General features: G+C 63.6%; 21 protein-coding genes. 13 read left to right on the plus strand and 8 right to left on the minus strand.

Annotated elements, in window-relative coordinates; genetic code table 11:
• The first annotated feature begins 40 nt into the window (after positions 1-40).
• The gene (locus tag C9427_RS20940; protein WP_107651072.1) at positions 41-784 is read left to right on the plus strand and encodes a 2OG-Fe(II) oxygenase; all 744 of its coding nucleotides are present in this window, start codon (positions 41-43) and stop codon (positions 782-784) included.
• 172 nt (positions 785-956) lie between these two features.
• Here C9427_RS20940 and C9427_RS20945 read toward each other — a convergent pair whose 3' ends face one another.
• The 3 genes from C9427_RS20945 to C9427_RS20955 form a co-directional block, all read right to left on the minus strand.
• The gene (locus C9427_RS20945; protein ID WP_425351668.1) at positions 957-1,736 is read right to left on the minus strand and encodes a pseudouridine synthase; all 780 of its coding nucleotides are present in this window, start codon (positions 1,734-1,736) and stop codon (positions 957-959) included.
• Positions 1,737-1,763: 27 nt separating this feature from the next.
• On the minus strand, positions 1,764-2,432 hold the full coding sequence (locus tag C9427_RS20950; protein ID WP_167434421.1) for a GntR family transcriptional regulator: 669 nt from the start codon (positions 2,430-2,432) through the stop codon (positions 1,764-1,766).
• Positions 2,433-2,593: 161 nt separating this feature from the next.
• Complete coding sequence (locus tag C9427_RS20955) at positions 2,594-4,024, minus strand: LuxR C-terminal-related transcriptional regulator (protein ID WP_245437122.1); 1,431 nt, start codon at positions 4,022-4,024, stop codon at positions 2,594-2,596.
• A gap of 243 nt (positions 4,025-4,267) precedes the next feature.
• Here C9427_RS20955 and C9427_RS33840 point away from each other — a divergent pair, with 243 nt between their 5' ends.
• A complete protein-coding gene (locus C9427_RS33840) occupies positions 4,268-4,465 on the plus strand; it encodes a hypothetical protein (RefSeq protein ID WP_146172567.1) in 198 nt (65 codons plus the stop codon).
• Positions 4,466-4,690: 225 nt separating this feature from the next.
• Here C9427_RS33840 and C9427_RS20965 read toward each other — a convergent pair whose 3' ends face one another.
• A complete protein-coding gene (locus C9427_RS20965; protein ID WP_245437123.1) occupies positions 4,691-5,407 on the minus strand; it encodes an SDR family oxidoreductase in 717 nt (238 codons plus the stop codon).
• A gap of 102 nt (positions 5,408-5,509) precedes the next feature.
• Between C9427_RS20965 and C9427_RS20970 the strand changes: the two genes are divergently transcribed.
• Entirely contained in the window at positions 5,510-6,403 is an 894-nt protein-coding gene (locus C9427_RS20970) for a LysR family transcriptional regulator (protein ID WP_107651006.1), read from the plus strand.
• A gap of 8 nt (positions 6,404-6,411) precedes the next feature.
• Here the strand turns inward: C9427_RS20970 and C9427_RS20975 are convergent, their stop codons facing one another.
• Positions 6,412-7,506, minus strand: a complete 1,095-nt coding sequence (locus C9427_RS20975) for a sugar ABC transporter substrate-binding protein (protein ID WP_107651007.1) — start codon at positions 7,504-7,506, stop codon at positions 6,412-6,414.
• Here C9427_RS20975 and C9427_RS20980 point away from each other — a divergent pair.
• Positions 7,501-8,691, plus strand: coding sequence for a cytochrome P450 (locus tag C9427_RS20980; protein WP_107651008.1), 1,191 nt, complete (start codon positions 7,501-7,503; stop codon positions 8,689-8,691). The two genes, C9427_RS20975 and C9427_RS20980, sit on opposite strands and share 6 nt — an antisense overlap.
• A 36-nt stretch (positions 8,692-8,727) precedes the next feature.
• On the opposite strand, the gene C9427_RS20985 is transcribed toward C9427_RS20980, so the two are convergent.
• On the minus strand, positions 8,728-9,501 hold the full coding sequence (locus tag C9427_RS20985) for a hypothetical protein (RefSeq protein ID WP_107651009.1): 774 nt from the start codon (positions 9,499-9,501) through the stop codon (positions 8,728-8,730).
• Entirely contained in the window at positions 9,498-10,370 is an 873-nt protein-coding gene (locus tag C9427_RS20990; RefSeq protein WP_107651010.1) for a sulfotransferase family protein, read from the minus strand. Before C9427_RS20990 ends, C9427_RS20985 begins: the two co-directional genes overlap by 4 nt.
• Positions 10,371-10,600: 230 nt before the next feature.
• Between C9427_RS20990 and C9427_RS20995 the strand changes: the two genes are divergently transcribed.
• The 6 genes from C9427_RS20995 to C9427_RS21020 all read left to right on the plus strand — a co-directional run bounded on the left by C9427_RS20995 (position 10,601) and on the right by C9427_RS21020 (position 16,257).
• Positions 10,601-11,506, plus strand: coding sequence for a LysR family transcriptional regulator (locus tag C9427_RS20995; protein WP_107651011.1), 906 nt, complete (start codon positions 10,601-10,603; stop codon positions 11,504-11,506).
• Positions 11,507-11,733: 227 nt separating this feature from the next.
• The gene (locus C9427_RS21000) at positions 11,734-12,510 is read left to right on the plus strand and encodes an ECF transporter S component (RefSeq protein WP_097572509.1); all 777 of its coding nucleotides are present in this window, start codon (positions 11,734-11,736) and stop codon (positions 12,508-12,510) included.
• A 59-nt stretch (positions 12,511-12,569) separates the two neighbouring features.
• Complete coding sequence (locus tag C9427_RS21005) at positions 12,570-14,366, plus strand: ABC transporter ATP-binding protein (RefSeq protein ID WP_245437124.1); 1,797 nt, start codon at positions 12,570-12,572, stop codon at positions 14,364-14,366.
• Positions 14,367-15,194, plus strand: coding sequence for an energy-coupling factor transporter transmembrane component T family protein (locus C9427_RS21010; protein ID WP_107651013.1), 828 nt, complete (start codon positions 14,367-14,369; stop codon positions 15,192-15,194).
• A complete protein-coding gene (locus tag C9427_RS21015; protein WP_245437125.1) occupies positions 15,191-15,622 on the plus strand; it encodes a nuclear transport factor 2 family protein in 432 nt (143 codons plus the stop codon). The genes C9427_RS21010 and C9427_RS21015 overlap by 4 nt, the downstream gene beginning before the upstream one ends.
• On the plus strand, positions 15,619-16,257 hold the full coding sequence (locus C9427_RS21020; RefSeq protein ID WP_107651014.1) for an NAD(P)H-dependent oxidoreductase: 639 nt from the start codon (positions 15,619-15,621) through the stop codon (positions 16,255-16,257). The genes C9427_RS21015 and C9427_RS21020 overlap by 4 nt, the downstream gene beginning before the upstream one ends.
• Positions 16,258-16,352: 95 nt before the next feature.
• On the opposite strand, the gene C9427_RS21025 is transcribed toward C9427_RS21020, so the two are convergent.
• Positions 16,353-16,574, minus strand: a complete 222-nt coding sequence (locus C9427_RS21025; RefSeq protein ID WP_097572505.1) for a hypothetical protein — start codon at positions 16,572-16,574, stop codon at positions 16,353-16,355.
• A 251-nt stretch (positions 16,575-16,825) separates the two neighbouring features.
• Between C9427_RS21025 and C9427_RS21030 the strand changes: the two genes are divergently transcribed.
• Genes C9427_RS21030 through C9427_RS21040 form a run of 3 tightly spaced genes read left to right on the plus strand, consistent with a single transcriptional unit; the run spans position 16,826 to position 18,903 of the window.
• Entirely contained in the window at positions 16,826-17,104 is a 279-nt protein-coding gene (locus tag C9427_RS21030; RefSeq protein ID WP_107651015.1) for a metal-sensing transcriptional repressor, read from the plus strand.
• Entirely contained in the window at positions 17,101-18,147 is a 1,047-nt protein-coding gene (locus tag C9427_RS21035) for a cation diffusion facilitator family transporter (RefSeq protein WP_245437126.1), read from the plus strand. Before C9427_RS21030 ends, C9427_RS21035 begins: the two co-directional genes overlap by 4 nt.
• Positions 18,148-18,186: 39 nt before the next feature.
• Positions 18,187-18,903 carry a nickel/cobalt transporter gene (locus C9427_RS21040; protein ID WP_107651016.1) on the plus strand — a complete coding sequence of 239 codons (717 nt, stop codon included), beginning with the start codon at positions 18,187-18,189 and terminating at the stop codon, positions 18,901-18,903.
• Positions 18,904-19,033 lie beyond the last annotated feature (130 nt).

A 19,033-nucleotide genomic window follows, 5' to 3' on the forward strand; every position in this document is an offset into this window, starting at 1 on the left:
CCCATCTCTGATGGCAGAAGAAGCCATTGGAGGCAAAGCCATGACCATCCATTCGATAGATTCGAAAGCGGCGGTCCGGTCGGCGCAAACGCGGGTCGCCGCATATGATTGGGACGTGCTGGCCGGCGAACTCGACGCCTACGGCTGCGCGGTGATGGAAAAGCTGCTGACGCCGCTGGAATGCCGGCAGATCGCGGGGCTCTATCCGCAGGAGAACCATTTCCGCAGCCATGTCCACATGGCGCGGCACGGCTTCGGCAAGGGCGAGTATCGCTATTTCCGTTATCCCTTGCCCGACCTGATCGGGGCTTTGCGCAGCGCGCTCTATCCGCGCCTTGCCGCGATTGCCAACGATTGGAACGAACGCATGGGCATCGCCCTGCGCTACCCGGCCGAGCACGCGGCCTTCATCGCGCGATGCCACGACGAGGGCCAGACGCGGCCGACACCGCTGCTCTTGCAATATGTCCCAGGCGACTTCAACTGCCTGCACCAGGATCTCTACGGCGACCTTGCCTTTCCGCTGCAGGTGGCGATCCTCTTGTCCGAACCGGGCAAGGATTTCACCGGCGGCGAGTTCGTGCTGACCGAACAGCGGCCGCGCATGCAGAGCCGGGCCGAGGTGGTGCCGCTCAGCCAGGGCGACGCGGTGGCCTTCGCGGTTCACAACCGCCCGGTCCAGGGAACCAAGGGCAGTTACAGGGTCAATTTGAGGCACGGCGTCAGCAGGTTGCGCTCCGGCATGCGCCACACCGTCGGCATCATCTTCCACGACGCGAAGTGAGGACTGCCCTTCTCCCCTTGTGGGAGAAGGTGGATTGGCGCGTAGCGCCAAGACGGTTGAGGGGTGTTGGAAGGATCACTGTTGGTGCCAAGCTGGAACACCCCTCATCCGACCTCGTTTCGCGAGGCCACCCTCTCCCACAAGGGGAGAAGGGAGAGCGATGCATCTTCGCTCACGCCGCAAACAGCGCCAGCTCTTCGGCCGTGAGATGGCGCGCCTTGCCCTTGGCGAGGTCGCCGAGTTGCAATCGGCCGATCGCCACCCGCAGCAGGCGGAGCACCTCGATATCGCAGGCGTCCAGCATACGGCGGATGTGACGGTTGCGGCCCTCGTCGAGCGTGATTTCCAGCCAGGCGGTGCTGGTGCCGCTGCGCAGGATATCGATCGAGCGCGCCGTCAACAGCTCGCCATCGACCGTCACGCCGGCGCGCAGCCGCGCCAACAGGGCCGCGTCGGGCAGGGCACCGACCTGCACGTGATAGATCTTGGCGACGTGCGAGGCGGGATCGAGCAGGCGCTGGGCAAAGCGCGTGTCGTTGGTCATCAGGAGCAGGCCTTCGCTGGCCTTGTCGAGGCGGCCGACCGGCGAGACGAAAGGCAGGTCGAGCCCGGCCAGGCAATCATAGACGGTGCCGCGATCCTGCGGGTCGTCGCGGGTGGTGACCAGGCCGCGCGGTTTGTTGAGCATCAGATAGACCTTGCGCTCGGCGACGACGCGCTTGTCGTCGACCTCGATGCGGTCGCGGCCGGGATCGACGCGCATCGAGCCGTTGCGCACGATCTTGCCCGCGACCTTGACGCGCCCTTCGGCGACCAGGACCTCCGCCTGCTTGCGCGAGCACAGGCCGAGCTTCGACAGCGCCCGGCAAAGGCTCACGCCCGGGGGCTTGGCTCCGGGTGGGCTGCCTCCGGGGTCGGGGCGCGGTCGGCCGCTGTTTGGTCGCGGCGTCATGGGCTTGCGTGATCGTCCCGGCAAGGATCAGGGCTTTCTCGCTGGTCCGGCCTGGGCGAGCGTTGCCATGCCGTCGCCGAGATGCTTGCGCAGGACGCGGACGGCCGCGGCGGCATCGCGGTGGCGACAGGTCGTCAACAGGTCGCGGTGCTCCTCCTGCGATTGGCTGCGATAGTTGAGGTTCGACAGGAGAACACGCACGTAGCGGTCGGCGGCATTGTGATGGGCCTCGATCAGGCCAAGCAGCCGGGCGTTGCCGCAGGCGCTGTAGAGGGCCAGATGGAAGACGCGGTTCAGCGTGCCCCAGCGGCCGACATTCGGCTCGGCGTCGATCTGGTTGAGCACATGGCCGGCCTCGTCGAGTTTCTCCCTGGTGAGGTTCGGGACCGAGAGCCGCAGCGCTTCGCTTTCGAGCAATTCGCGGACGGCGAAGATCTCCCTGATCTCGGTCGTGTCCATCCTGGCAACATGCGCACCCTTGGTCGGATGGATCGAAACGATACCCTCGGCCTCGAGCTGGCGCAGCGCATCGCGGACAGGCATGCGGCTGAAGCCGAAGCGCTCGGCAAGGTCGTCCTGGCGCAGCGGCGTGCCCGCCGCCAGGCTGCCGTCGGCGATCGATTCGCGCAGCACATTCGCCACCTGTTCCGCCACCGTCAGCGGTTTCTGCACCAAGCCTTCGCCGAGACCACGCAATCGACGCCTCCCTGTCCTGCCGGCTTTGACTAGCAGAAAGGCGCTCGCGCGGATATGTGGATTCTCGTATACGAGTGTACAGAATCGCTCGCGGCTCGCCTCTCAAACAGATTCACATCTGGCCGGCATCGCTTTGAGAAGAAACACGATTTCAATGTGAGCTAGTTGAGTTTCACCAGCTTGGCGGCTTGGCGAATGGCCTGCGCGGCGTCCGGATTGGTCACGGGATAATGCGTGATGAAGCCTTCGACGGAAAACTCCGGAAATTCTTTCTTGAGGCGGACCGCGAAGCTGGCGGCCTCGTCGGTTTCGTCAACCGCCGCATGCGCCAGCGCCAGGAACATCAGCATGTTCGAAGAGTCCGGCGAACTTCTGCGCAACGCCGCAATGGCTTCGCGATGCCTGCCGGCGGCGAACAGGATGCGGCCGTGCATGCCGAAATACCAGGGCGGCGCCAAGGGGTTGAGGCGCATGGCGCGCTCGATGAGCGGGATCGCCTCGGCTGGATCGCCGGCAACAAGAGCCTTGCTGCCGCCTAGCAGCGCCAGCGTGTCGGCATGGTTATAGCCATATTCCAGGGCGCGCTGGTGCGCGCGCTCCGCCCCTTCGAGATCGCCGAGGCATCCAAGGAGATCGCCAAGGCAGGTACAGGCGTGGCTGTCCGTCGGATCGAACTGAATGGCGGTTTCAATCGCGGACCGCCAGTTCTGGATCGAACGCTGCGCATCGTCGCTGTAACCGCTGCAGGCCTCGATCGAATAGGCGTAGGCAAGTTCGGTCCACGCCCTGACGAAGGTCGGATCAAGCTCCAGAGCGCGTGAAAGCAGGCGGATCGCCTCCGCATTGCCGGCGCGGCTGAATGTGTCCTGCTGCTCGACGGCAAGCAGATAACAGTCATAGGCTCGCAAACTTGCCGGCGGCTTGCGGCGAACCGCGTTGCGGCCCACCGTCGCGAGCGCACCGTAACTGCCGGCCAGCACATTGATAATGCTTTCGGTCAGGCTGTCCTGCAGCGTGAAGATGTCCTCGACCGGGCGGTCATAGCGTTCGCTCCACAGGCTGCCGCCGCTGCGCGCATCGGAAAGCTGGACCGTGAGCCGGATACGCCGGTCGTCGGCGCGCAGTTGACCTTCCAGGACATAGTCGGCGCCCAAGTCCCGACTGACTGCAGCAACGCCGAGATTGCCTTGACGAACATTGTCTCGGCAGGCCTTCATCGTGTGGAAGGCAATCACCGAGAGTTTGGAATAGCGAGCAAGATCGGTGATGATGTCGGCTGAGAGGCCGTCGGCAAATCGCGACCATTGTCCGTCCGGGCTATAGCTCTCGATCGGCAGCACTGCCAGCACCGGCAAGCCGCTCCTTTCCGCGGCACCGGCACGACCTGCAAAGTGGCCAGCGAGCCCAATCTTGTTACGCACCCCGAGTTTTTCATAAACGGCTGCAAGGTGGGTGCGCACGGTGGTGGGAGCGATGAACAGCGCCTCGCCGATCTCGCGATAGGTCAAGCCGGACGCGAATTTTTCCGCGACCGCGCGCTCGCGGCCGGACAGGGCATCGAGCGTCCGAGCTTTCAGAGCATCATTGGACACCACGGCGAACTCATCCCACGAAGCTTTCGAATGCCGTAGCGTCAAGAATACTACAAATGCAGGAGGCCGAATACCGCATCTGGTCGATTCCACGGCAAGCGCAGATGCTGCAAGATCTACATGCTGCAATCAGCCAAGGAGCGTTCCATGCGCATTGCTCTTGTCTTGCTGGCATGCACCTGTTTCACAGTTCCCGCCGCGCCGTCATTCGCAAGCGGATGCATGCAGGTGCTGGAATCGGACGTGAAAATCGCCAGCATGCGTGCCTATGCGGGCATCATGGCCATTGCCGCCGCCAATGGCTGGAACTACACGCCTGAATCGATCGAAAGCGGCTCAAGGCGGCATTTCGAGGAGATGAGCCTCCAACTGATCGCTGTCGGCTATGAGATCGTTCCCGTCGGCGCCGCCCGACCGCAATGCGTCGTTGCGCGCAATTGAACAAGGCTGTCGGCAAACCGCGATCCGCCCATTGTGGGACGCGCCTGGACCGGTTCCCCGCAGGAAGCATGAGCGCGGCTTGCCTCTCAGACAGATTCACCTCTGGCGCACATCCTCTTGAGAAGAAAGGATTTCGCCCTTGCGTCCTGACACGGAAGGAATGCGACTAAGGCGATCAAATGGCGCCGGCGGCCTTCGCTTACGCCTGCTCGGTCGGGTAAAGCGTCAGGATATTGACATTGACCCTGGCGGCTGTGTCACCGCGTAGAGGATGGCGGCGGCGACGTCGGCGCTTTCCAGTTGCTCCATGTCGCCCAACCTCAGCTCGACCGCCTGGCGCACGTCGTCGCGCATATTCTGCGTGAACTCGGTCCTGACGGCGCCGGGTTCGATCGAGGTGACGCGGATGCCGTCCTTGCCGATTTCGCGCCGTAGCGATTCCGCGATGGCGCTCACCGCGTGCTTGGTGCCGGAATAGACCACCGAAGGGTGGATATAGCGGCCGGCGCCGGAAGACACGACGACGATGTGGCCGGCGCCTTGCCGCTGCATCGTCGGCAATGCCGTATGGATCGGATACAGCAGCCCGAGAATATTCACATCGACCATCTGACGGTATTCGGCAGGCGCGGTGTTCTTGAACGGGGCAGCGACGCCGACTCCGGCAACGGCTAGCAGCATGTCGAGCCGGCCGTATTCCCGCAGCACCTGTTCGACCATGGCCGAGGCCTGCGCTTCGTCGGTCACATCAGCGGGGATGGGCAGTGCCGTGCCGCCCGTTCGGCGGATGCGATTCGCCAGGTCGTCCAGGCGATCCGCGCGCCGTGCGGCGATCGCCACCTTGGCGCCGTCGGTGGCCAATGCCAAGGCGGTGGCCTCGCCGATGCCGGAGGAGGCGCCTGTCACCAGCACAATCTTTCCGTTCAGTTTTCCTGTCAGCATCTCTTTGCTCCCGTGAGGTGTTGAACCATCCTCAGGTAGGGCGCAGACACCGTGTGAATAATGGTATAGAAATAAAGCTTACTCATTGGATTTTGGGGCATAATGCGCGGCAGCGACTATTCGGAACTCAGGGCCTTCGCGGCGGTGGTCGCGCATGGCAATTTTGCGCGCGCGGCAGCCGAACTCAGGATCTCCGCCTCGACGCTCAGCCAGACGATCCGCGCGCTGGAGGCGCGACTTGGGGTGCGCCTGCTCAACCGCACGACGCGTAGCCTGTCGCTGACCGAGGCGGGTCAGCGCCTGCATGGGCGCTTCAAGCCGGCGATGGCCGAGATGGAAGCGGCGGTCGAGGACGCCATCGGCCTGCGCGACAGGCCGGCCGGCACTTTGCGCGTGCACATGCCAAGCGTTGCCGCCGCCACCTATCTCGAGCCGGTGCTCGGGCGATTCCATGAGGCCTATCCGGATATCGTGCTCGACGTCACCATCGACGACACCGTCACCGACATCGTCGCGGCCGGCTATGATATTGGGGCGAGGCTGGGCGAATTCCTCGAGGCTGACATGGTCGCCGTCAGGCTGGGCGGCGAGCAGCGCCAGCTTGCGGTGGCTTCGCCCGACTATATCAGCCGCCGCGGACGGCCCGAAACGCCGGCCGATCTGTTACAGCATCGCTGCATCAACTGGCGCCGGCCGGGCAGTGCCGGACCCTACGCCTGGGAATTCGCCAGGGATGGCCAATGGTTTTCGGTCGCGGTCAACGGCCCGCTCATCGTCTCGCGCCGTGACATGGCGATTGCCGCCGCCGTGCAAGGCGTCGGCATCGCCTTCTGGGCCGAGGCGCTGCTGCGGCCATTTATCGAGGCGGGCAGGCTGGTGCCGCTGCTCGAAGAATGGAGCGGCACCTTCCCCGGCTGGCATCTCTGCTATCCCAGGCAGCGCCACATGCCGGCCGGCCTGCGCGCCTTCGCCGATTTCCTGCGGCGGGCGGGCTGAGCAGAGGTTCACCTCCACCACGCCAGCCGCTGCTTCAATGCGCGCACACGCCGGCTGAGCTGAAGCTTGCGGATACGCCGCCTGACGCGGCGCAGGCATTCGGCATGCACATCCTGTACCGTGCGATGTCCGTCACCGAGCTTCACCGGGGGGCCTGCCGCCGGGCCGAGCAGGCCAAGCATCGCCTGGCTGTGCAGGTCGGCGTAAAGCGCATAATTCGTGTCCCGGTTCCAGCGCGGGGGCCGCGAATTCACTGTGGGATTGGTGTTGATTTCGTAGGTCTGGATTTCCCCCTCGACAAGTCCGTAGTCGATACGACCGTAGTCGATGCCGGCAAGCTCGAAGATGGATCTCAGTTCCGCCGCATGGGGATTTTGCCTGACATAGTCGTGATGCTCGGCCTTGTCCCCGTCGCTGAGATCGGCGTTGGAAAACTTCACGTACCAGTCGGAACTGATGAAGCAGTGCTGGGCGTAGATCGTGTCTCCGACCCGGAATGCGGAATATTTCCGATATCGACCGTCGCCCGAGGGGGCTGCCCCAAACTCGACGATGATCAAATCCTTATCGTCCCTGATCTGCCTGGGCAGCCTGGCAAGTGCTCCCTCCAACTCATCGGCGGTAGCGAGCAGCCCGGAGAGGGGAGGAACGTGCTGGCTTGCCCAGCGAAGAAACACCGGAAAACGGGTTATCCCTGCGCGCTCGGCCACCCGGTGTACGTCGAACCGATTGATGCCGGCGGCTTTCAGGCGTTTGAGAAGGTCGAAGCGGCCGGCCGTGGTGGCCGGATCGTTCAGCAGCAGCAGATCGGGATTCTGGTTAGCGATTGTCGCACACAGGGCGGTCACGGTTTCCAACTGCCCAGGAGACAGCCTTTCGAAATCGGTGAAAATGAATGTGCCTGGTGTCACCTGCCCCAGCTTTCCAAGTTGCTCGTAAGGAATTATACGCAGGGCACCCTTGAGCGGATTCTCATAATATTCGAGAAATACGCCGATCGTGTAAGCGTGTTTTTCGGCGCAAAAATAATAGATGGGACCTTGGTGATTAATGTCGGTCATGTCCGGGACGATACCAAGAACTGAGCCGCGATAGATATGCACCAGACTCCGCGCGGCGAAAGCGAGTGGACCGGCATTCGGTCAGGCAGTTTCGACGGATCGAAAGACATTTACAATCTCTTTGCCGACATGCGCCGCGATGCTCCCGTCTGGCAAGCGCCGTGGGGCGATGTCTACGTATCCCGCTACGATCTCGTCGCGGCATGTCTTTCCAACCGGCGTCTGTCGCATGCCCCGCCGACTGCTGCCGACATCGCGCCGAACTCGGCATTGCGCAACTGGCTGATCTATCAGGAAGGCGGCACGCACACGGCAATAAAGGCCGCTCTCCAGAAACCGTTTGCGGCGAAGGGCCTGTCCGCCCTGCGACCTTATGTGGAGGAAGCGATCGACCTGCATATTGGAAGCGCCGCCCATGACGGAGAGACCGAGATCGTCGCGGCGTTTGCCCGCGCGATTCCGGAGCGTGTGATCGGGCGACTGCTGGGCGTGCCGGTCGATGACTTGCCGCTGCTCGCCGGATGGTCGGCTTCCATCCGCGAACTCCTCGATATCGGTTTCGACGATGCCTTCGATTCGCGCCTCAACGCCGTGGACGAGATGTCGGCCTATTTTACCGACCACGCCCGAAAGCTTCTCGAAGGCAGCGAATTGCCCGTGCTGCTGACGGGGCTGCCGGCCCTTGTCGAAAATGTCGGACTGGTTGTTGCCGGAAGCAATCTTGCGCTGCTTGCCTTTGCCGGCCACGAAACGACGGTGCATCTGCTCGGCAACATGTTTTTCCACCTCGCCAATGCGCCCGAGCAGCTTGCGAAGCTGCGAGCCGATCCGGCCCTTGCAGCCCAAGTCCTGGCGGAAACGCTGAGGCTTGAGAGTCCGGTGCAGAAAATCTGCCGCTGGCCGACCGGGACGATGGAACTGGGCGGACACGTACTGGAGAAAGGCCAGCTTGTCGTTCTGCTTTGCGGCGCCGCCAATCGCGATCCGTTGCGGTTCACCGAGGCTGACCGTTTCATCCTTGACAGGGCGCCGGCGCAGAACCTGGCTTTCGGGCGCGGGCTTCATGTCTGCATCGGCCGCGCGCTTGCCGAAATCGAAGCCGTTTCGGTGCTGACCGCAGCGCTCAGGCGCTGGTCGACCATCGAGCCGGTGAAGGGCGGAGCAAGATGGCTGGACAATTCGTCGTTTCGGGGGCTCGACCGTCTCATACTGCGGTTGGCTTCCTGATCGGTCCGAAGAATATGTCGCCTTTCTGATGGGTCACTAATCCTGCGCCATGCCCTCGGCGAAACTCGTGGCGCCGTAACGCTTGAGATTGCGCAGATCGAACTCGGCGATGCATGCAAGTTCGACCCCCCGGAAGTAGAACGGGTTGGCCCTCAGGAAGAACGCTGCATGCCGGTTGCGCACCGCCGTTTCCTCGACGCCTGCCCATTGTTGCCTGAGATGGCCTTGCGAACTGCCGAAATCGACCAGTCCCGTCTCGGGGTCGAAATGATCGCCGTAGCGGGCGGCGGCGATGCGGTCGCGCACACGCGCCAGGTCCGGCGCGGCGTGGTCATCGAAGGCCGGAAAGAACTGTCGAAAGAAATTGGGTAGAATACGAAAAGTCCTGTGTCCGCCCATGATCGAAAACCAGAACAACTGTCCGCCGCCAAGGCTCGCCTTGACCGCGCCAGCCGCCCGGAACCAGGCTCGTAACAACACGGGATCGCCCCAGCGCGACGCGTCCAGCACGGTGTCCCCCGAAAAGAGGTAGTTCACGAGAGCGCCGTCTACATTCTGGCGACCGATGAAGATGGTTGAGAAGCCGATGATGTCGCCGGACCCGGAACGGACAAGCACGACAGTTTTCTTTTCGGCAAGGTCGTGTTCAAAACGATCCCGATCCGCGGCATCATAGTAGCGCTCGTAGAGGCGAAACATCTCGTCCCGGCACTTTGAACTGAGGTCGACGACGGCAATTGTCCCCGAAATTGTCGAAGCGGGGTCATCCGTCATCATGGCCGTCTCAAGGTCGGTTGCCCGGCCTGTCATCGGCTGGCCTCATAGCGGGTCGCTTGGCCAGCGTAACCGAATTCACGGCGCAGCAATCGGCATCGCCAATTCACATGCCATATTTCCGAGGTCTTGAGCGCCGATCGATAGCTGCCGACGCTCTGTGTGGAGACGGGTGCTTCCGACAGGCTGGTTCGATAGGAGCGCCAGTAGCGGTGGTTTGAGATCTCGCCCAAGCTGGGACGCGTGACCGGATCGGCCGGCAATGTTCCCGAGCCAGGCCTCAGGTCGAAACGCTGCCAGACATCGTCCAGCGCCGCCGCCGAATTGCTGACGGCGTCTTCGTAGCGAACGAATACGATCCTGTCCCTGAACAGCGCGTCGGAACGCTGCTTTCTGAAGACGGCGAGATAGGCCCCGTTGTAGGTCTTGCTGAGCCGGCGGATGTCCCGGCTCGCCGCGAGCGCGTTGCGCCTGATGCCCAGGATCCGCTGCTTGGCTCCGACGTTCAATATCGAGGTGATGGTGTCTTTCGGCTCGCGAACCGAGATCGCAAATTTTGCCTCGGGCAGCAAGTCGGCCACCAGCGGCAGCATCGGCGCTATCTCCACCGTGCGCAGCACGAGGCAAGTCGGTCTTCCCGCATGCACCCAGGCGTCGTGGAGACGCGCCTCAACAAATTGGCGCGTCGCGGAGACAAGATCGTCCGAAGACTGGAAATAGTCCGTAGCGAAGGGACTGTCCTCTCCGAGGTAGCGCCGAGAGAGCTGCAAGAAATCCGCAATGTAGCGGGCCGGACCAAGACGTTCGCCGGTATCGGGCGATGTGGAAATCAATCTGTGGAGCAGCGAAGTCCCGCTTCTCATGCAGCCCGTAACGATAATCAGCTTGAAAGGAAGTGGATTCATCCGGCGATACTAAGCAAACCCTAATGAACCACAACAAGATTGTGAAGCGGACGCCAGCACCGCCTTCGTCGATTCCTGCGGCGGGCGAGGGGAGGCTGAAGAACCGCAAGGCCGGCGGGACAGGGGGCGACGAAGGGCATCAGTCCCAGCGAGCAGGCCTTGACGCGACCGACGGCGTTCCGTCTTGATGCGTTGCGCCGCAAGCAGCGCAACGCCAGCCGGGAGATCGCTTGATACACTCTCGTTTGCTTCGCTATCTCGACGAAGTGGCCCGCTGCGGCTCGATCCGCAAGGCGGCGGTGACGCTCAATGTCGCGGCGTCGGCGATCAACCGGCAGATCATAGCGCTGGAGCAACAACTGGGAACGCCGCTTTTCGAACGCCTGCCCGGCCAGATGCGGCCGACCGCGGCGGGCGAGGTGCTGATCACCCACGCCAGGGAGACGCTGAAGCATCACCGGAAAGCGATCGAACGGATCGAGACGCTGAAGGACGGGCGGTTCGCCAGCGCCTCGATCGCCACGGTGGGCGGGCTCTCCAACGACATGCTGTCCTACGCGCTGGCCGAGTATCGCCGCGAACGGCCGTTCACGCGGTTTTCCGTCAGCGTGCTGGCGGCGGATGACATCGCCGTGCAGGTCGCCGCCGGCGAGATCGATCTGGGTTTCGCCTTCGATCTTCCCGAAACGCCCAATCTGACGGTGGCCGCCTCGATGCTGAGCCCTTGCGGCGCCGTCGTCCTGCCCGACCATGCGCTTGCCTCGAAAGCCGTGCTGCGTCTCGGCGACCTCGGGCGGTTTCCGCTGATCATGCCGCCGCCGGGCGTGATGCTGCGCGACCATTTCGACCATGCCTGCGCCACCGCCGGCCTGTCGCTGGAGCCGGTGCTGGAATCCAACAGTTTCGAGCTGCTCAAGCATTTCGCGCTGCTCGACCAGGGGGTCGCCATCCTCAACCGGATCGACGTGCTGCACAGCCATCTGTCGGGGGCGGTCAGCTTCATCCCGATCGCCGAGCTTTCCCGCTTCACCCAGCGGCTCAGCGTCGTGCATCGCGCCCGCGGCCGGCTGGCGCCGCTGCCCAGCCATCTGCTGGAAAGGTTGTGCGGCCTGATCGCCAGCCAGAGCGGATCGTGAAACGAGCGACCAGCGTATACCCCGTTGCCTTTTAGGCATCGGGGCGCGCGCTCTTTGATGCTTTGAGGCGTACGCATTTTCGGTCACATTCCCCATGGGAACACAAAGCATGTCGCCCAGAAGTGCGCAGCGGTTTTGGGGCAACGACTTGCATAAAAAGAGAGCAACGCCGCGCAGGCGACGCGTTGCGACCAGCGAAAACGCTGCTCAAACAAAGGGGAACAACAATGACAGCCGATGCTCCGCAACCTCGCAGTCTGGTCACGACAGGAGGCGTCTCGATCGGAGGCGCGCCCGTATCCTACACCGCCATCCTGGCGGCACTCGTCGCCGTGCTCGCCTTCATTCCGGCCTCAATCGTGGTCGGCGGCATGGGGGGAGGGTGGCCGCTGCACGACGTCATCCATCCGCTGCTCGGCCTGCTGCTCGGCCCGATTGCCGGACCGATCGCTTCGGTCGTCGGTATCGTCATCGGCAATGTCATCGCGCCCTACACCAATCTTGGACCCTGGAGCCCGCTGATGGGCGCCATGAGCGCCTTTGCCGTCGGCATGGTCATGTATCCAAAGCGCTCGCTCTGGTATGTGCCGTGGATCATCACGCTGGCGGCGAACCTGATCTACCTCTGGCAGTCGCTGTCCTTCGGCATCGGCTTCTGGCTGTGGCTGAGCAATGTCTTCACGGTCGACGTGGCGCTGATCCTCATCGCCATTCCGCAGATCAGGAACTGGGCAATCGACCAGATCCGCAATGGCGCGGCAAGCCTGTCGCTCTATGGCGCCTATTTCGTCGTGTTCTTCTTCGGCTCGACGGCGGGCATCCAGCTCAACTGGGTGCCGTCCTTCGCCACCAATCCGTGGCCGGCCGAAGTATGGCCGCCGCTGGTCTTCATCATCTTCGCGGAGCGCGTCGTCTTCACCGCCGTCGGCGCGCTGGTCGCCTTCGCGCTCATCGCCGCCATTCGCCGGTCTCCCATCGCAAAGGCGAAGCTGGCGGGTTACTGATGCCGCAGGCCAAGACAGTGCCTGGCGAGGATGGGCAAATGCCCATCCGGGATGGGCAAATGCCCATCCTCCGGGATGAGCGGGCCGAAGCACCGCTCATCCCGGATGAAGCACCGCTCATTCGCTTCGACAATGTCAGCTACCGCTATCCCGGCGCCGACCGACCGGCGCTGGACAAGATCAGCCTGACGATCGGCCGCGGCGAGATCGTCGGCGTGATCGGCCCGACCGGCGCCGGCAAGACGACGTTCTGCCTGGCGCTGAACGGGATCGTGCCGCAATTCTTCGGCGGCGAATTCTTTGGCAGCGTCCATATTGCCGGCCTCGACGCCATCGAGACGCCGACCAGCCGGTTGGCGCAACTGGTCGGCATGGTGTTCGAGGATCCCGAAACGCAGATCACCGCGACCACGGTTGAGGGCGAGGTGGCCTTCGCGCTGGAGAACCTGAAAGTGCCAACGCCCGAAATCGTCCGTCGTGTCGGCGAGGCGCTGAAGGCGGTCGGTCTCGCCGGGCAGGAAACCCGGCACCCGGCGAACCTGTCGGGCGGCCAGAAGCAGCGGCTGTCGATTGCCGCGGCGCTAGCGCTGTCGTCCGACATCATCGTGCTCGACGAGCCGACCTCGCAACTCGACCCCGTCGCGTCGGCGGAAGTCTTCGCCATCCTGCTGAAATTGAACCGCGAGAACGGCCTGACGGTCGTCATAGCCAGCCACGCCAGCGAGGAACTCGCCGAAATCGCCAACCGCGTGCTGCTCATCTCCGACGGCAAGGTAGCGGCCGAAGGGCCGCCCGAAACGGTCTTTGCCGCAACGGAGATGCTGGCGGAGCATCGCGTGCGCCCGCCCGACATCGTGCGCAGCTTCGAGGTGCTTGTCCGTGATGCCACAAACTCTAGTACACCTGGCCGCCGCAAACCGCCCGCCCTGCCGGTGACGCTCAGTGCGGCCGAAGCGGCCATCAAGGCATATCCGCTGACTGTCTCGTTGCCGGCCACCGCCCCAATGGAGACGCGGCGCGATGTATCGGAGGCCGGGGTCGCGCTGACGGTCGAGGGGCTGACCCATATCTATCCCGATGGCACGCAGGCGCTGCGCGGCGTCGATTTGACCGTTGCCAATGGCGAATTCCTCGGCATTGTCGGTCGCAATGGCAGCGGCAAGTCCACGCTGGTGCGGCATTTCCTGCATCTGCTTTCGCCGGCCTCGGGCGCGGTGCGCGTTGCCGGCGAAGATGTCTCGACGCTCAAGGTGAGCGAACTCGCGCAGCGCATCGGCTATGTCTCGCAGAACGCGCATGCCCAGGTCTTCTGTGACACGGTGGCCAAGGAAGTCGGCTTCGCGCTGTCAATGATGAAGCGGCCCAAGAGCGATATCGATGCCGCCGTCAGCCGCTCGCTGGCGGCGATGGATCTTGCCCAGGCCGCCGACCAACATCCGATGTCGCTCAGCCGCGGCGACCGGCTGCGCGTCGTCATCGCCGCCGTGCTGGCGCTCGAACCTGAGATCTTGATCTTCGACGAACCGACGACCGGCCAGGACTGGCGCGGATCGCTGGCCATCCTCGACATGCTGCGGACCCTGAACCGGATGGGCAAGACGGTGGTGCTCATCACCCATCATCTCTACCTGCTGCCGGGCTATGTCGACCGCCTCGTCGTCATGGATGGCGGCAGGATCGTCGGCGACGGGACGCTGCGGGACGTCTTCTACGACAATTCGGCGATGCAAGCTGCCGGTCTCGTGCCGCCGCAGACGGTGCGCTTCGCCGGACATGTGCCGGCCCTTGGCGTCGCCCGCCCGCTTGGTCCGGACGACCTGGCGGCGATGCTCGGCGCCCGGCTGGAGGTCGCCTAGATGGTCAGCTACGCCATTCAACTGCTGCCGGCCGAGACCATTTTCGCCCGGGCCGACATGCGGGTGAAGTTCGCGCTGCTTCTGCTGGCAAGCTCGCTCATCTTCGTCTGGAACAGCATTGTGCTGCAGGCAGCGTTCCTCGCTGTCATCATCGGGCTGATGGTTTCGGCCGGCATCACCGCCGCCACCATCCGCAAGCTCACTCTGATCGTGTTGCCGGCGCTGGTGCTGATCACGGTGATCCAGGGCCTTTGGAGCCCGTTCGGCAAGACGCCGGTCTTCACCGTGCCGGCTGGCGTGCCGCTCATCGGCTCGCTCAACATCTTTTATGTCGAAGGCCTGCTGTTCGGCCTGGTGGTGTGCTGCCGCGTGCTGATCCCGATGCTGGCGTTTCAGCTCGTGTTCATGACCAGCCAGCCCAACGACATCGTGCTCGGGCTGGTGCGGATCGGCGTGCCCTATCGCATCGCCTTCCTGTTTTCGACGACGTTCCGTTTCGTGCCGCTGCTGTTCCAGGAATTGGAGGGGATCAAGGAGGCACAGCGGCTGCGCGGCATCGACATCGACGGCATCGGCATGCTGCGCAAGCTGATCGCGCTCGGCCGCATGCTGGTGCCGCTGATCATGATCTCGCTGACCAAGGCCCAGCTCATGGAGATCGCGCTGCAGGCGAAGGCGTTCAGCGGCTCGGCCGACCGCACCAGCCTGCACCCGTCGCGTGAGAAACTGTCGGCCGGTGAAATCCTGGCGATCGGCGCCTGCTTCGCCGTCTTTGCAGCGGCGCTGGCCGGCCGGCTGCTGTTCGGATTTGGAGGTGAGGTGCTGTGAGCATATTGGCCCCGGCCGCCAGGATCGATTGCGACGCCGCCATGCTTGCCATGCTCGAGCGGCAGGCGGATGCGTGGAAATCCGGCGACTTCTCTGCCGCCGCCGCCGACTGGCATCCGGACGGGGTGCTGACGGCGCCGGGCAACCGGGTTCCCTACCATAGGCTGGCGCGCACCATCGCCGATTTTTACCGCGACTATGGCGATCTCTCCGTCACCGTCACCACCGCCTTTGCCTCCGCCGATGGCAGGCGAATCGCGCTGGAATGGCTGTGGGAGGTGACGCGGCGGCGCGACGGCGCCCGCAGCCTGACCGAGGACGCCATACTCATCGATCTCGACAGCGACGGGCGCATCCTGTCGTGGCGCGAATATTTCGACACGGCAAGCGCCGTGGAAGACCACCACAGACCCCAGAGTTCAGCATGAAAGTCCTTGTCGTCTATTGCCACCCTTGTACCGACAGCTTCAACGGCGCCGTGCGCGACACCGTGCTGGAGGCGCTTGCCGAACGGGGCCACGCGGTTCACCTCCTCGACCTCTATGCGACCGGCTTCGATCCGGTCATGCGCGCCGACGAGTGGCGCGGCTATGGCGACAAGGCAGGCAACCTCGAACCGGTCATCGACCGGGCGCAGGAATTGCTGTGGGCGGAAACGGTCATCTTCATCTACCCGACCTGGTGGTACGGGCTGCCTGCCATGCTAAAGGGCTGGCTGGAGCGGGTGCTGGTGCCGGGCTTCGCCTTCGACATGCCGACGGCGCAGCGCGGCCCGCGGCCGAAATTGCGGCACATTCGCCGGGTGCTGGTGATGACCACATGCGGCGCGACGTCGCTGATGAGCTGGATCATGGGGCAGCCCGGCCGGCGAACCCTGCTGCGCGGCTTCCGCTCCGTCTGCCATCCGCTGTGCTCGACCAAATTCCTGGCGCTCTACCGGATGGACACCGTCTCGGCGGCCGAGCGACAGGCACATCTGCAGCGTGTCAGGAAAGCGGTCGCCAGTCTTGGGCATGCAGCATCTGCACCTTCAGACGCGGTGCAGAAGGTGCATCGCGTCTGAAGAGGTTTCAGGTGCGCTTCATGTTAGCGCGGCGCGTTGTCCCGATAGCGGCGCCGCATCCAATCGGCCGATCGGCAGGACAAGCGCGACAAAAGTCAATTCGACGCGGGATCGCTCAGCGTCTCGACAACGAAAGACGCGGCGATCAGGTCGTCGGCATCGAGCCGGAGCGAGCCTTCACCTCCTCCCATGATGGCGGCGACCTTCTGGAAGGTCTTCATCTCGTGCCTTGAGATATCGGCGTCCTGCATCCTGGCTTTGAGATTGGCGACGCGCAGACTTAGCGTGTGGGACGTTCCAATTTCGCGGTTCGACATAATGCTGTGCTCCTCCCCAACCCGTGCTGATGTGCCCGCCCGCCAGGTATTCGGGTCTGCCCTTTCTGCCTAAATATAAGGCATCGCGAATACAGCGGCCCGAACGCGCGGTGAAAGCGAAGGTTCCAGCGCTACACGGTCACGAAATAATACGGCGCGGGCGATGGCCGGCGACGGCATCGGTCGCGGGATTGCGGCAAGGTCAGTCCGAAAGATTGACTCTATCCCCCGGGGGAGGATACGAAACAGGCATGTCCGAAGGCATTCACCATTCGCATCCAGCCATCATCAAGCGCCTGAAACGCGCGCAGGGCCACCTTGCGGCGGTGCTGTCCATGTTCGAGGCGCATCGCCCCTGCGTTGATCTGGCGCAGCAGCTCCACGCCGTTGAAAGCGCCATCAGCAGCGCCAAACGGGAGCTGATCCACGATCATATCGAGCATTGCCTGAGCGATACCGCGGAAACGGGCACCGCGGAAACGGGCGGCAACTCCCTGGCGGAACTCAAGCAACTGGCGAAATACCTGTGAGTGGTCCAGGCGCACGCATTCTCGACTGGTTAGGCTTCGGATCGCATGATCATGCCGCCTCCAGTCACGGTCACCACAACCACGGCAGCGGGCCGCATGGCCATACCCATGGGGTCGTCGATGCGACCATCGCAACGACCGACCGGGGGATCTGGGCCATAAAATGGTCGTTCGTCATCCTGGCGATCACGGCGGTATTGCAGATGGTCGTGGTGGTTCTGTCGAGCAGCGTCGCCTTGCTGGCCGACACGATCCACAACATCGGTGATGCGACAACCGCCATTCCGCTGTGGATCGCGTTCATGCTCGCCCGGCGCAAGCCATCGCCGACGTTCACCTACGGCCTCGGCCGGGTCGAGGACTTCGCCGGCATCGTCATCGTGCTTATCATCCTGTTCAGCGCCATTGTCGCTGGCTACCAGGCGATCGACCGTTTGATAAATCCGCAAGTGGTGACGCATCTCGGCTGGCTGACGGCGGCCGGTATTGTCGGTTTTCTCGGCAATGAGGCCGTCGCGGTGTTCCGCATCCGGGTCGGCCGGGAAATCAACAGCGCCGCGCTCGTTGCCGACGGCTACCACGCCCGCACCGACGGCCTGACCAGCCTTGCCGTGGTCCTCGGGGCGCTTGGTGTCTGGCTCGGCTTTCCGCTGGCCGACCCGATTGTCGGCCTGCTCATCACAATTGCGATCTTCGGCATCGTCTGGCAGTCGGCTCGCGCGGTGCTGACCCGCATGCTGGATGGCGTGGAGCCGGGCGTCATCGGCGAAATCCACCATGCCGCCCAACATGTGGCGGGAGCGCGCATTGTCGATGCCAAGGCGCGATGGATCGGTCACAGACTGCACGCCGACATTGCCATTGCTGCGGACGAGACCTTGCCATTGTCCGAGGCGAACAAGATCACGACAGCCCTGGAAGACGAGCTGTTCGAGCACATGCCTGCGCTTGCGGCAGCCAATATCCGGTTTTCGGCCGGGCATGAACAGCACGCCCTTCCGCCCTCCCATGGACATGGCGAACATGACGGCCACAAGCACTAACGGTCGCTGCGGCCGGCTCGTTTCTGCTACGCTGCCGTGATGTTCCAGACGCTCGTCGAGTTCCAGCGCACGATCTATCTGGCGCTTGCCGAGCAGATCAAGCTGCTTTCGGCCGGAGGCGACTGGCTGGCGTTCCTGGCCTTCCTGCCGATGGGCGTCGTCTTCGGCGCCGCGCACGCGCTGACGCCGGGTCACAGCAAGGCGGTGCTGGCGACCTATCTTGCCGGTTCAGATGCCAAGGTTTCGCGCGGGCTGCTCGTATCCGTCACCTTGTCGCTTACCCATGTGACGATCGCGGTGCTGATTGCCGGCCTTTCCCTGCCGCTGGTCTCCATTGCGTTGGGCAGCGTCGGCCGTGCTCCGCTTCTGGAAGATATCAGTCGTGGGCTGCTCGGCCTGATCGGTCTCTGGATGCTCTGGCGCGCCTTGAGCCACGGCCATCACCACAGGCATGAGGGCGAGGCGGTCGGCGTCATGGCAGGCTTGATCCCATGTCCGCTGACGCTTTTCGTGATGACTTTCGCGATCTCCAGAGGCGTTCCCGGCGCCGGCATTCTGTTTGCAATCACCATGATGGTCGGGGTGGCGCTGACGCTGTCCTGCGTCGCGATCCTGTCGATCCTGTTTCGCGAACGTCTGGTGGATTTTTTCGCCAGCAAGCCACGCCTGTTCGAAACCGTCTCCCGAACCGTCGAGGGCGTCGCCGGACTTATTCTCGTGGGCGTTGCAGTCTGGCAGATCATATTCGCGCCGTGATCCCGGCGCCGCGGTGTCAAACAGGCAGGCGCGCGCATGGCGGTGCATCTGCGCGACGTGCTGCGCACCGTGCAGCGGCTGAATGTGGCGCGGCTTGATTTGTTCGAGCGGTGAGGGGCGAAGTTCGGGT

This window comes from Mesorhizobium helmanticense (assembly GCF_003034915.1).
In the GTDB taxonomy this organism is placed as follows: domain Bacteria; phylum Pseudomonadota; class Alphaproteobacteria; order Rhizobiales; family Rhizobiaceae; genus Mesorhizobium; species Mesorhizobium helmanticense.